The organism is Kitasatospora sp. NPDC056800 (assembly GCF_042789775.1).
Classification (GTDB): domain Bacteria; phylum Actinomycetota; class Actinomycetes; order Streptomycetales; family Streptomycetaceae; genus Kitasatospora.
In genome coordinates, this window is record NZ_JBHUAL010000249.1 from 1 (window position 1) to 13,227 (window position 13,227).

General features: G+C 71.4%; 10 protein-coding genes. 2 read left to right on the forward strand and 8 right to left on the reverse strand.

Going from position 1 to position 13,227, the window contains the following annotated elements; genetic code table 11:
• Nucleotides 1-134: 134 nt before the first annotated feature.
• The 4 genes from ACFRQN_RS36180 to ACFRQN_RS36195 form a co-directional block, all read right to left on the reverse strand.
• Complete coding sequence (locus ACFRQN_RS36180) at nucleotides 135-935, reverse strand: amino acid ABC transporter ATP-binding protein (protein WP_049649437.1); 801 nt, start codon at nucleotides 933-935, stop codon at nucleotides 135-137.
• Nucleotides 932-1,906: an amino acid ABC transporter permease gene (locus ACFRQN_RS36185; protein ID WP_049649438.1), complete on the reverse strand. Its 975-nt coding sequence runs from the start codon at nucleotides 1,904-1,906 to the stop codon at nucleotides 932-934. Before ACFRQN_RS36185 ends, ACFRQN_RS36180 begins: the two co-directional genes overlap by 4 nt.
• 37 nt (nucleotides 1,907-1,943) lie before the next feature.
• Nucleotides 1,944-2,870 (reverse strand): ABC transporter substrate-binding protein, encoded by a 927-nt coding sequence (locus ACFRQN_RS36190; protein WP_380744764.1) that lies wholly within the window; start codon nucleotides 2,868-2,870, stop codon nucleotides 1,944-1,946.
• 419 nt (nucleotides 2,871-3,289) lie between these two features.
• Entirely contained in the window at nucleotides 3,290-4,213 is a 924-nt protein-coding gene (locus tag ACFRQN_RS36195; protein WP_380744766.1) for an ABC transporter substrate-binding protein, read from the reverse strand.
• Nucleotides 4,214-4,796: 583 nt separating this feature from the next.
• On the opposite strand from ACFRQN_RS36195, the gene ACFRQN_RS36200 reads away from it, so the two are divergent.
• Both ACFRQN_RS36200 and ACFRQN_RS36205 read left to right on the forward strand, forming a co-directional pair.
• Nucleotides 4,797-5,993 (forward strand): NADP-dependent malic enzyme, encoded by a 1,197-nt coding sequence (locus ACFRQN_RS36200; protein ID WP_049649441.1) that lies wholly within the window; start codon nucleotides 4,797-4,799, stop codon nucleotides 5,991-5,993.
• 149 nt (nucleotides 5,994-6,142) lie between these two features.
• Nucleotides 6,143-7,105 (forward strand): zinc-binding dehydrogenase, encoded by a 963-nt coding sequence (locus ACFRQN_RS36205; protein WP_049649442.1) that lies wholly within the window; start codon nucleotides 6,143-6,145, stop codon nucleotides 7,103-7,105.
• A 126-nt stretch (nucleotides 7,106-7,231) separates the two neighbouring features.
• Here ACFRQN_RS36205 and ACFRQN_RS36210 read toward each other — a convergent pair whose 3' ends face one another.
• The 4 genes from ACFRQN_RS36210 to ACFRQN_RS36225 all read right to left on the reverse strand — a co-directional run.
• Nucleotides 7,232-8,266, reverse strand: coding sequence for a helix-turn-helix transcriptional regulator (locus tag ACFRQN_RS36210; RefSeq protein WP_380744768.1), 1,035 nt, complete (start codon nucleotides 8,264-8,266; stop codon nucleotides 7,232-7,234).
• Nucleotide 8,267: 1 nt separating this feature from the next.
• Nucleotides 8,268-9,176 (reverse strand): DUF4097 family beta strand repeat-containing protein, encoded by a 909-nt coding sequence (locus ACFRQN_RS36215; protein ID WP_074001425.1) that lies wholly within the window; start codon nucleotides 9,174-9,176, stop codon nucleotides 8,268-8,270.
• A 254-nt stretch (nucleotides 9,177-9,430) separates the two neighbouring features.
• The gene (locus ACFRQN_RS36220) at nucleotides 9,431-9,610 is read right to left on the reverse strand and encodes a DUF6104 family protein (protein ID WP_049649445.1); all 180 of its coding nucleotides are present in this window, start codon (nucleotides 9,608-9,610) and stop codon (nucleotides 9,431-9,433) included.
• A gap of 152 nt (nucleotides 9,611-9,762) precedes the next feature.
• On the reverse strand, nucleotides 9,763-13,227 hold a 3,465-nt coding region (locus ACFRQN_RS36225), incomplete at its 5' end, for a multifunctional oxoglutarate decarboxylase/oxoglutarate dehydrogenase thiamine pyrophosphate-binding subunit/dihydrolipoyllysine-residue succinyltransferase subunit (RefSeq protein ID WP_380744770.1).

Below are 13,227 nucleotides of genomic sequence, written 5' to 3' on the forward strand. Positions count from 1 at the left end.
GGCGTTGGCGGCGAGCTCCACTGGGGCCCTTCCTGGGGGGTGGGTACCGGGCTGACGGCCTCCAGCCTTTTCCCCGGGCGGGCAAAACGCCGGCGCCCGGCTGGCGTGACCTGCCGGGCGCCGGGCGTACGGGCTCAGAGCACCTTGGAGAGGAAGGCCCTGGTGCGCTCGTGCTGCGGGTCGGTGAGCACCTCGCGGGGGTTGCCGGACTCGACCACCACCCCGCCGTCCATGAACACCAGCGCGTCGCCGACCTCGCGGGCGAAGCCCATCTCGTGGGTGACGACCACCATGGTCATGCCCTCCTCGGCGAGGCCGCGCATGACGTCGAGGACGTCGCCGACCAGCTCCGGGTCGAGCGCGGAGGTCGGCTCGTCGAAGAGCATCAGCTTGGGCTTCATGGCCAGCGCGCGGGCGATCGCCACGCGCTGCTGCTGGCCGCCGGAGAGCTGCGAGGGGTAGTTCTTCGCCTTGTCGGCGAGGCCGACCCGCTCCAGCAGGGCCATCCCGCGCTCGCGGGCGTCGGCCCGGCTCTCGCCCTTGACCTGGACCGGCGCCTCCATGACGTTCTCGACGGCGGTCATGTGCGGGAACAGGTTGAAGCGCTGGAAGACCATGCCGATGTCGCGCCGTTTGAGGGCGACCTCGCGGTCCCTGAGCTCGTGCAGCCGGTCGCCCTTCTGCCGGTAGCCGACCAGCTCGCCGTCCACCCAGAGGCGGCCGCCGTTGATCTTCTCCAGGTGGTTGATGCACCGCAGGAAGGTCGACTTGCCGGAGCCGGACGGGCCGATCAGGCAGAACACCTCGCCCTGCCTGACCTCCAGGTCGATGCCCTTGAGCACCTCGACCAGGCCGTACGACTTGTGCACGTTCTCGGCGCGGACCATCGGCTCGCCGGATGCGCCGCCGGCGGGGGACTTGGTCGGATCGGTCATACGTGACCACCTCCCTCGAGCCCCGGGACGACGTCGGCGGTCGTCCTGGGGGCGGGCTTCCCGGCGAACAGCCTCCGCAGCCGCTGCAGCGGGGTGGGCGGGAGGGTGCGGTTGGAACCTCGGGCGTAGTGGCGCTCGATGTAGTACTGGCCGATGGTCAGCACCGAGGTGAAGAACAGGTACCAGAGGCTGACCACGATCAGCAGCGGGATGTTCTGGTAGTTCCGGGAGTAGATGACCTGGCCGGCCCGGAAGATCTCCTCCAGGGAGATCACGGAGACCAGCGAGGTGGTCTTGAGCATCGAGATGGTCTCGTTGCCGGTCGGCGGGATGATCACCCGCATGGCCTGTGGCAGGACGATCCGGCGCATGGTCTGGAACCGGCTCATGCCGAGCGCGTGCGCGGCCTCGGTCTGGCCCTCGTCCACCGACTGGATGCCGCCGCGGACGATCTCCGCCATGTAGGCGGCCTCGTTGAGGCCGAGGCCCAGCAGCGCGGCGACGAAGGTCGGGATCAGCACGTTGGTCTGCTCGGACCAGAACTCCGGCCCCCACGGGACGCCGATCGACAGCTTGGCCCAGATCAGGCCGAGGAAGTTCCAGAACACCAGCTGCACCAGCACCGGGGTGCCGCGGAAGATCCAGATGTAGACCCACGCGACGCCGGCCAGCAGCGGGTTCGGGGACAGGCGCATCACCGCGAGGACGATGCCGCCGACCACACCCATGAGCATGGCGAGCACGGTCAGTTCCAGCGTCACCAGCAGGCCGTGCATGATGCTGTCGTGGAACAGGTACTGACCGACGATGTCCCACTTGAAAGCGGGGTTGGTGAAGAGGGCGCTCACCAGCATCGCCGCGAGTACGGCGATGACGACGGCGCCGGCCCAGCGTCCGGGGTGGCGGACGGGGACGGCCTTGATGGTCTCGGGCCGGCCCTGCTCCGCCGTCCCCTTGTCCAAAGAGTTCACGGTGTGGCCTCGGGGGAGAAGATGGAGCGGACGAGGGTCAGCTGACCGCGCCGTTGACGGTCGAGGTGGTGATGGCGCCGGACTCGACCCCCCACTTGGCGAGGATCTGCTTGTAGGTGCCGTCGTCGATCAGCGACTGGACGGCCCCCTGGACGGCCGGGGTGAGCTTGGAGCCCTTGGCCAGCGCGACGCCGTAGGGGGCCACGCCGTAGGTCTCGCCGACCTTCTCCAGCTGGCCGCCGGACTGCTTGATCGCGTAGTCGACGACCTGGGAGTCGGCCATCATCGCCTGGTCGCGCCCGGAGACCACGGCGTTGGTGACGTCCGTCTGGAGGTCGAACTTGTCGCCGCCGTTCTGGACGCCCGGCTTGCCGGCCTTGGCGCAGTCCGGGTCGCGGGTGTCCTTGATCTCGTCGGCCTGGGTGGTGCCGGTCTGGACGGCGACCTTCTTGCCGCAGAGGTCCTTCGGGTCGATCTTCTCCGGGTTGCCCTTCTTCACCGCGACGGCGCTGCCGGAGTTGAAGTAGGTGACCATGTCGACGATCTGCTCGCGCTCCTTGTTGTCCGTGAAGGACGACATGCCGAGCTGGAACTTGTTCGACTGGATGCCGGGGATGATCGCGGTGAAGCCGGAGTCCTGGACCTCGGCCTTCAGCCCGAGCTTGGCGGCGATGGCGTTGGCCAGGTCGACGTCCATGCCGATGACCTTGCCGCTGTCGTCCTTGAACTCGTCCGGCGCGTACGAGGCGTCGGCGCCGACCAGGAGCTTGCCGGCGGCCTTGACGTCGTCCGGGACGAGCCCGGCCAGCTTGGGGTCGGCCTTGACCTCGTTGACGGTCGCGGAGGCGTTGGGGGCGCCGCCGCTCTCGCTCTTGCTGCTGCTGCAACCGGTCAGCACCAGGGAGACCGAGGCGGCGACCACACCGGCTGCGAAGAGCCGGCTGCGCTGGGTACGGGTGGTCATGAGGGGGATCTCCATCCTGGGGGAGAGAGGTCGGGCGGAGCGCGCCGCGGGAGCGGCGCACCGGAACGGCGAGCCGCGCGGCTCGGTACGGGTGCGTGTCGCCGTACGTCGTCGTACGTGCAGGCCGGGTCGTGCAGTTGCCCGGGCGCGGGGGAGCCGTCCGGGGTTGTACGAGGTACTGCTTCCGCCACCCTCCGCCGAGGTGGACGTTGACCGGACGGCCTCGACCAGTGGCCGGCTCGATCCGAGATGGGGGGAATCCTGCCATCTGATGACAGTCAGGTGGCCCTCATCCAGATCAAAATCGGATAACGAGGGGTCGCGCTGTCCGCTATTCGGACTTATTCCGCGCCCCTGTCACTCTGCGCATAAGTATGCAGATCGGTCCGTGCCGTCCCCGGAGGCCCGCCGCCCCCGCCTCAGATGCCCCCGTTGACCACCGCGTTCTGCGCCGCGCCGGCGCCGACGTTCCACTTGGCCAGGATCTTGTCGTACTCGCCGCTGCGGATCAGCTGGTCGATCGCCCCGGCCAGCACGTCCCGCAGCGGCCCGTCGTCCTTGCGCACCGCGATCCCGTACGGGTTGGAGGTGGACTGCCCGCCGGTCACCTCGAAGCGGGCGCCGCCGTCGGTGGTCTTCGCCGCGTAGGCGGCCACCGGGTAGTCGTTCAGGCCGGCCGCGGCGGCGCCGGAGGCGACCTCGGCCAGCGCCTTGGTGTCGCTGTCCAGCTTGTGCGGGGTCAGCGGGCGGCCGGCCCGGGTGCAGACGCCGACCTGGCGGGTGACGATCTCGTCCTGGGTGGTGCCCTGCTGGAACGCGACGGTCTTGCCGCACAGGTCGTCCAGGCCCCTGATCCCCTTGGGGTTGCCCTTCGGGACGACGATCGAGGTGCCCGCGATGAAGTAGTCCACGAAGTCCACGCCCGGGCCGGTCGGCTTGCCGGTCTCGTCCACCGCGTCCCGGCGCCGGCGGGTGTCGCTGAGCGCGGACATCGCCACGTCGTACTGCTTGGCCTGGAGGTTCGGCACCAGCTTGTCGAAGGGGGTGTCGACGAACTCGACCCGCACGTCGAGGATCCGGCCCAGGGCGGCGGCGAGGTCCGGGTCGAGGCCGGTCGGCTTGCCGTCCGGGCCGCGGAACTCCACCGGGGCGTAGTTGACGTCCATGCCGACCCGCAGCGCGCCGGCCGACCGCTGGGCCTTCGGCAGCTTGCCGCGGAGGTCCTTGACCGGGTCGCCCGGGGCGGCCTGCCCGCCGCCGCAGCCGGTCAGCAGGAGGGCTCCGGCGGCGGCCAGGGCGGCGCCGGCCGGGACCGGACGGAGGGCGTGGCGGACGTGCGGCATGAGGGCGGCTCCTGAGGGAGGGAGGTGGGGCCGCCACGGTGTCGCACGGGTGTACGCGAAATGGCGGACAAGCGATCCTGCCATCCCGCCCTGCCGGGCCCGGCGGCGGGTGTGTCAGAATTCGGTACCGGGTGACCCCCGAACGCTCGAACCAGGCCGACGAGCCCCGACAGGCTCGGGGTGCCCGGGAACGGAAGTCCTCACGCGGCTCCGTATCCGGGGCACCGGATCCCCTTCGGCCTGTGTTCACTCCTGCGGGTGCGCGTGCGCTCATGCCGTTGCCGCCGCCGGAGCCCGGCGCTTCCGACGCCGGGCCCCTGTGACGCGACAGCGCGGCGATGAACCGTACGTGACGAGGACGAAAAGGCATAGGTGCGATGCCTTCCTCCGACCTACGCTCGGCCCGGAAGCACAACGCGGACAACACAGACCCCATACAACCCTCATCCGAGGGCGCCGCCCGACGGCAGCGCCCCGACCCCGACCCCGGGTCCGCTTCGGCGTACCCGGTTTCCGGTTTCCGGACGGGTCGCCCTGCCCGTCGGCCGCGCGTCCTCGCCAGATCAATGACGAAGAGGTCATCGTGGCAGCGGAGATCATTCACAGCAGCACCCAGGACACCGAGGATCCGGTCGACGCGGTCTTCGCGCTCCACCGCGGCGGGAAGATGGAGATCCGGGCGACCGTCCCGGTGCGCGACGCGGACGACCTGTCCCTCGCCTACACCCCCGGTGTCGCCCGGGTCTGCACGGCCATCGCCGAGCAGCCGGAGCTGGTCAACGACTACACCTGGAAGTCCAACACCGTCGCGGTGGTCACCGACGGCACCGCGGTGCTGGGCCTCGGCGACATCGGCCCGCAGGCCTCGCTGCCCGTGATGGAGGGCAAGGCCATCCTGTTCAAGCAGTTCGGCGGCGTGGACGCGGTGCCGATCGCGCTCGACTGCACCGGGGTCGACGAGATCGTCGAGACCGTGGTCCGGCTGGCGCCCTCCTTCGGCGGCGTCAACCTGGAGGACATCTCCGCGCCCCGCTGCTTCGAGATCGAGCGCCGGCTCCAGGAGGCCCTGGACATCCCGGTCTTCCACGACGACCAGCACGGCACCGCGATCGTCACCACCGCGGCCCTGTGGAACGCCGCCAAGGTGACGGGCCGTGAGATCGGCTCGCTGCGGGCCGTCATCTCCGGCGCCGGCGCGGCCGGCATCGCCATCGCCAAGATGCTGGTCGCGGCCGGCATCGGCGACGTGGCCGTCTGCGACCGCAAGGGCGTGGTGTACGAGGGCCGCGGCGACCTCACCGACGTCAAGGCCGAGATCGCCGGGCGGACCAACCGCACCGGTCTCAAGGGCTCGCTGGCCGACGCGATGGCCGGCGCCGACGTGTTCATCGGCGTCTCCGGCGGCACCGTGCCGGAGGAGGTCGTGGCGACCATGGCCGAGGGCGCGTTCGTCTTCGCGATGGCCAACCCCAACCCGGAGATCCACCCCGAGGTCGCCCACAAGTACGCGGCCGTGGTGGCCACCGGCCGCAGCGACTTCCCGAACCAGATCAACAACGTGCTGGCCTTCCCGGGCATCTTCGCGGGCGCCCTCCAGGTCCGCGCCTCCCGGATCACCGAGGGCATGAAGCTGGCCGCCGCCAAGGCGCTGGCCGGCGTCGTGGCCGACGAGCTGACGCCGCAGAAGGTCATCCCCTCGCCGTTCGACGAGCGGGTCGCGCCGGCGGTCACCAAGGCCGTCGCCGAGGCCGCCCGGGCGGAGGGCGTCGCCCGGATCTGACGAGGTGATCGGGGGAGCGCGCCCGCCACGGCGGCCGCTCCCCCGCGTCCCCCCGAGCGCCCGGAGGCGAGCGGGGGAGCAGCAGCCGGGACACGCGTCACACCTCCGCGTGGTTCCCGGCCCCGGCCGTCGCGGCTATCGTCCGGGGCATGTTCGCTGCCTACGCCGCACGTACCGACGCCGCCGACCCGCTGAGCGGGCTGGAGCTGGGCGACCTCCCCGAGCCGCAGGCCCGCCCCGGGTGGAGCGTGGTCACCGTCCGGGCCGCCAGCCTCAACCACCACGACCTGTGGTCGCTGCGCGGGGTCGGCCTGCCCGCCGAGCGGCTGCCGATGATCCTCGGCTGCGACGCCGCCGGCGTCGACGAGCACGGCAACGAGGTGGTCCTGCACTCGGTGATCGGCCAGAGCGGCCACGGGGTCGGCCCGGACGAGCCGCGGTCCATCCTGACCGAGCGCTACCAGGGCACCTTCGCCCAGCGGGTCGCGGTGCCCACCTGGAACCTGCTGCCCAAGCCCGCCGGGCTGAGCTTCGAGCAGGCCGCCTGCCTGCCCACCGCCTGGCTGACGGCCTACCGGATGCTGTTCACCAACGCCGGGGTCAAGCCCGGGGACACCGTCCTGGTGCAGGGGGCGGGCGGCGGCGTGGCGACCGCGCTGATCGTCCTCGGCAAGGCGGCCGGCCTGCGGGTCTGGGTCACCGGCCGGGACGAGGCCAAGCGCGCCCGGGCGGTGGAGCTCGGCGCCGACGCGGCCTTCGAGAGCGGCGCCCGGCTGCCCGAGCGGGTGGACGCGGTGCTGGAGACGGTCGGCGCCGCGACCTGGTCGCACTCGGTGAAGTCGCTGCGCCCGGGCGGCACCATCGTCATCTCGGGGGCCACCTCCGGCACCAACCCGAGCTCCGTCGAGCTGAACCGGATCTTCTTCCTGGAGCTCAGGGTGGTCGGCTCGACCATGGGCACCAAGGAGGAGCTGGCCGGGCTGCTCGCGTTCTGCGCCAACACCGGCGTCCGGCCGGTGATCGACTCGGTGCTGCCGCTGGCCGAGGCCCGGGACGGCTTCGCCCGGCTCGCCGAGGGCGACGTCTTCGGGAAGATCGTCCTCACTCCCTGACGGCACCCCGCTCCTGACGGAGCCCCACTCCTGACGGAGCCCCACTCCCTGGCGTCTGCCCGCGGGCGTGCGGCGGCCCGGTGCCTCTCGTGACGGGGGCACCGGGCCGCAGGAGCCGTTCCGGGCTCAGCCGAGCAGCCGCTTCAGCCGCTCGCCCGCGGCGCCCAGCACCGTACGGGCCTCGGCCAGCGTGTCCGCGTTCACCCCGCCGTCCCGGGCCGCGTCGCGGACCTGGTCGCGGAAGCGGTCGAGCAGCCGCTCCAGCTCGCGGGCCGGGTCCCCGGCCGGGTCGGTGGCGGCCCACGGCGGCAGGTCGGCCGGGGTGTCGGACCCGTCCTTGTCCAGGTCGATCCTGGTCGCGGTGACCCGCTCGGCGGGCTCGGCCGGCGGCTCCTCCGCGCCGTGGCCCCAGCGGGCCGCGTCGGCCAGGCCGGCCAGGCCCTTGGTCAGCTCGGACAGGCCCTCGGCCAGCCCGGTCGGCCAGTCGCCCTTCGCGGCGTGCTCGCGCACCTGCTGCTCGACCCGGCGCTTGATCCGCAGCGCCTCCTGCTGGGCCGCGGTGCGCGAGGCCTTGGCCTGCTCGCGCAGCCGTCGGGCCTCCGCCTCGGCGGCCTTCGCCTTGGCCTTGGCGGCCTTCTCCTGCTCCCGGGCGCGCTTGGCCTGCTCCTTGGCCTGCTGCTTGAACTGGGCGAACTCCTCCTTGGCGCGCTGCCAGGACTCGTTGTCGCCCCAGGGCCCGGCCCACGGGTCGCCGGGCTCGGTGCGCTCCGGCCCGGGCGCCTGCCGGGCGGCGTTCCACAGCTCCTCGCGCAGGTCCTTGGCGCTGTCCCGGACGTCCTCGCGGATCGCCCCGGCGAGCTGCGCCACGGAGTCCCGGATCTCCACCTCCAGCTCGTCCAACTCGACCTGCCGGGCTTCGAGTTCGGCGCGCCCGGCGTCGGTCAGCCGGTACACCTTGCGGCCGCCCTCGGTGCTGTGGGCGACCAGGCCTTCCTGCTCCAGCTTGGCCAGCCGCGGGTAGACCGTCCCGGCCGAGGGGGCGTACAGGCCCTGGAACCGCTCCTCCAGGAGCCGGATCACCTCGTAGCCGTGCCGCGGGGCCTCGTCCAGCAGCTTCAGCAGGTAGAGGCGGAGCCGGCCGTGGCCGAACACAGGGGTCATCTCAGGCCTCCTTGGTGAGGTTCGGGGTGCCCGGGCCGGCCGGGAGCTCCTTGACCACGACCGGGCCGTCCTCCTCCGCCTCGGGGCGGCGCAGCACGGTGACCGCGCCGGAGACGGTGGTGACGTGGAGGCTGCCGCGGCCCTCGCCGAGGCGGCCGGAGATCTTCTTGGCGCCCCAGGTGCTGCTCATCTGGAGCTCCTCGAAGGTGCTGGAGACGTCGCCGCTGGTGGAGCCGGCCTCGACGGTGGCGTCGGCCAGCGAGGGGATCCGGATCACGACGGCGCCGCTGACGGTGTTGACCTTGACGTCGGTCTCGCCGGCCACGTCGAGGTCCAGGGTGACGGCGCCGGTGACGGTGTTGGCCTGGACCCGGTCGGCGGTGCCGGCGATCACGGTGAGCTGCCCGGAGACGGTGTTGACCTTGAGCCGGCCGCCGACCGCGTGGGCGTCCACGTCGCCGGTGACGGTGCCGGCCTCGATCTGGCCGGTGACCCCGGCGAGGGTGGTGTCGCCGTTGGCGCTCTGCACCGAGACGTGCCCGCTGACGCCGCTGACGGTGGTGTCGGCCGACACGGTGCCGACCTTGACCTCGACCTCGGTCGGGACGGTCACCGTCACGGCGGCGATCCGCTTGCGCTTGAAGGAGCCGAAGAGGTCCTTCACCGAGCCGACCGACTTGAGCCGGTCGCCGAACTCGCCCCAGCTGTGGATGTCCTTGTAGGTGACCGTCAGGACGCCGTCCACCAGGGTCACGTGCAGGGGCTCGCCGGCCAGCTCGGTGACCTCCAGGCGGGTCGGGCCGTCGGCCGCCACCACGTTCACCGTGCCCTCGATGGTCCGCACGTGCAGCGCGCGCACCGGCTCGTCGAAGGTGATCCTCTCGGTGCCCTCGACCGTCCACTGGCTCATGTCCGTCGCCTCCCGTTGTCGATCGCGATGTATCGCGTTCTCTTATAAAGACGATATATCGCGTGCTGGCAGAGTCAAGCGCCCCGACCCCCGAACCCGACCCCGATCCGTCCCCGACCCGTCCCCGAGTCCTCCCCTACGAGGCCCCCGGGGTTCCGCACCCTTCCGCACTCCTCCGCACTCCTCCGCGCCCCGGACACGCGGGAGGCCCGGGAGGCGGTTGCCTCCCGGGCCTCATGGCGGCCGTCACCGGGTCACTCGTCGTCCTCGTCGTCGAGCCGCGCCAGCCAGGTGGCCAGCCGCTCGACCGGGACCTCGAAGTCCGGGTTGAGGTCGACGAAGGTGCGCAGCTGCTCGGCCAGCCACCCCAGGGTGACCTCCTCCTCGCCGCGCCGGTTCTCCAGCTCCTCGATGCCTCGGTCGGTGAAGTACACGGTTCGCTCCGGTCCGGTGGGGATTGACCTGGTCAGGATAGTCCGGGCCGGTCGGCCGTCGTACCGGTGGTGGCCCGGCGAACGCCCGCGGCCCCGCCCTCCCGGTGGGGAGGACGGGGCCGCGGGTGTGGAGAGCGTCGGGCTTCGGCTCGTCAGAGCGCGAAGACCTCCTCGACCAGCGCCTGCTGCTCGGCGGCGTGCCGCTTGGCCGAGCCGACCGCCGGGGACGAGGCGGCGGTGCGGGCGACGCGGCGCAGACGGGCGTCGCCGCCGGTGCGGCCGATGACGACCTGGAGGTGGTCGACCAGGTTCATCGCGATGAACGGCCAGGCACCCTGGTTGGCCGGCTCCTCCTGCGCCCAGACGAACTGGACGTTGTCGCCGTAGCGGGCCAGCTCCTCCTGGAGCTCGGCCACCGGCAGCGGGTAGAGCCGTTCGACCCGGACGATCGCGGTGTCGGTGACGCCGCGCTCGGCGCGGGCCGCCGCCAGGTCGTAGTAGAACTTGCCGGCGGTGATGACCACCTTGCGGACCTGCGCCGGGTCGACGGTGGAGTCGCCGATGACCGGGCGGAACGAGCCGGACAGGAACTCCTCCGCCGCACTCGCCGCGGCCTTCAGACGCAGCATCGACTTCGGGGTGAAGACGACCAGCGGCTTGTGGTGCGGGTTGTGCGCCTGCCAGCGCAGCAGGTGGAAGTAGTTCGACGGCAGGGTCGGCATCGCGACCGTCATGTTGTCCTGCGCGCACATCTGCAGGAAACGCTCCGGACGGGCGGACGAGTGGTCCGGTCCCTGGCCCTCGTAGCCGTGCGGCAGCAGCAGGGTGACGCCGGAGTGCTGGCCCCACTTCTGCTCGGCGGAGGCGATGTACTCGTCCACCATGGTCTGCGCGCCGTTGACGAAGTCGCCGAACTGCGCCTCCCACATGACCAGCGCGTTCGGGCGGGTCAGCGAGTAGCCGTACTCGAAGCCCATGGCCGCGTACTCCGACAGCAGGCTGTCGTAGACGGTGTAGCGGGCCTGGTCCTCGGTGAGGTACTGCAGCGGGGTGTAGTCCTCGCCGGTCTTGCGGTCGATCAGGACGGCGTGCCGCTGGCCGAAGGTGCCGCGGCGGCTGTCCTGGCCGGCCAGGCGGACCGGGTGGCCCTCCATCAGCAGCGAGCCGATGGCGAGGGTCTCGCCCATCGCCCAGTCGATGGTGTTGTCCTCGACCGAGGCGGCGCGGCGCTGCAGCTGCGGCAGCAGGCGCGGGTGGACGGTCAGCCAGTCCGGGTGGTTGACCTGCGAGGCGGCGATCCGCTTGACCATCTCCTGGGAGATGCCGGTCTGGATGCTGACCGGGAAGTCGGCCTGCGGCTTGCCGGCGGTGGCGTCGGCCGGTGCCTGGGCCGCGTCGCGGACCTCGGCGAAGACCTTCTCCAGCTGGCCCTGGAAGTCCTGGAGCGCCTGCTCCGCCTCTTCCATGGTGATGTCGCCGCGACCGATCAGGCCCTCGGTGTACAGCTTGCGCACCGAGCGCTTCTTGTCGATCAGGTCGTACATCAGCGGCTGGGTGAACGACGGGTTGTCGGCCTCGTTGTGACCGCGGCGGCGGTAGCAGATGAGGTCGATCACCACGTCCTTGTGGAACGCCTGGCGGAACTCGAAGGCGAGCCGCGCGACGCGGACCACGGCCTCCGGGTCGTCGCCGTTCACGTGGAAGATCGGGGCCTCGATCATGCGGGCCACGTCGGTGCAGTACATCGAGGAGCGCGAGGACGCCGGGGCGGCGGTGAAGCCGACCTGGTTGTTCACCACGACGTGCACGGTGCCGCCGGTGCGGTAGCCGCGCAGCTGCGACATGTTCAGGGTCTCCGCGACGACGCCCTGGCCGGCGAAGGCCGCGTCGCCGTGGACCTGGATCGGCAGCACCGGGAAGGTGGTGCCGCCCTGGTCCAGGATGTCCTGCTTGGCGCGGGCGATGCCCTCGACGACCGGGTCGACCGTCTCCAGGTGGGAGGGGTTCGCGGCGAGCGAGACCTTGATGGTCTCGCCGTCCAGGCCGGTGAAGGTGCCCTCGGAGCCCAGGTGGTACTTGACGTCGCCGGAGCCGTGCATCGACTTCGGGTCGAGGTTGCCCTCGAACTCGCCGAAGATCTTGCCGTACGGCTTGCCGACGATGTTGGCCAGCACGTTCAGGCGGCCGCGGTGGGCCATGCCGATGACGGCCTCGTCGAGGCGGTGCTCGGCGGCGGAGTCGATGGTCGCGTCCAGCAGCGCGATCAGCGACTCACCGCCCTCCAGCGAGAAGCGCTTCTGGCCGACGTACTTGGTCTGCAGGAAGGTCTCGAAGGCCTCGGCCGAGTTCAGGCGGCGGAGGATCCGCAGCTGCTCCTCGCGCTCGGGCTTCGCGTACGGCTTCTCCAGGCGCTCCTGCAGCCACTTGCGCTGCTTCGGGTCCTGGATGTGCATGTACTCGATGCCGACGGTGCGGCAGTACGTGTTGCGCAGCAGGCCGAGGATGTCGCGGAGCTTCATCATCTTCTGGCCGCCGAAGCCGCCGACCGCGAACTCGCGCTCCAGGTCCCACAGGGTGAGGCCGTGGGTGGTGACGTCCAGGTCGGGGTGCTTGCGCTGCTTGTACTCCAGCGGGTCGGTGTCGGCCATGAGGTGGCCGCGGACCCGGTAGGAGTGGATCAGCTCCATGACGCGCGCGGTCTTGTTGACCTCGTCGTCGTGGGTGGTGGCGACGTCGGTGGCCCAGCGGACCGGCTCGTACGGGATCCGCAGCGACTCGAAGATCTCGTCGTAGAAGCCCTTTTCGCCGAGCAGCAGGCGGTGGATCTCGCGCAGGAACTCGCCGGACGCCGCGCCCTGGATGACGCGGTGGTCGTAGGTCGAGGTCAGCGTCATGATCTTGGAGACGCCCAGCCGGGACAGGGTCTCCGGGGCGGAGCCCTGGAACTCGGCCGGGTACTCCATGGCGCCGACGCCGACGATGGTGCCCTGGTTCTGCATCAGGCGCGGCACGGAGTGCACGGTGCCGATGCCGCCGGGGTTGGTCAGCGAGACCGTGACGCCGGTGAAGTCGTCCATGGTCAGCTTGTTGGCGCGGGCCCGGCGGACGATGTCCTCGTAGGCCTGCCAGAAGCCGAAGAAGTCGAGCGTCTCGGCCTTCTTGATGGCCGCGACGACCAGCTGGCGGTCACCGTTCGGCTTGACCAGGTCGATGGCCAGGCCGAGGTTGACGTGCTCCGGCTTGACCAGGAAGGCCTTGCCGTTCTCCACCTTGTAGCTGTAGTTCATGCCCGGGGCGGCCTTGATGGCCTGGACCAGGGCGTAGCCGATCAGGTGGGTGAAGGAGACCTTGCCGCCGCGGGCGCGCTGCAGGTGGTTGTTGATGACGATGCGGTTGTCGATCAACAGCTTCGCCGGCACGGCGCGGACCGAGGTCGCGGTCGGCACCTCCAGCGAGGCGTCCATGTTGGTGGCGACGGCCTTGGCCGGGCCGCGGAGCTGGATCAGCTCGGGGCCGGCGGCGGCAGCGGGCTCGGCCGGCGCCGGGGCGGCGGCCTTGGGGGCCGGGGGCGCGGCGGGCGCGGCGGCGAGCGGAGCCGGGGCGGCGGCCGGAGCGCC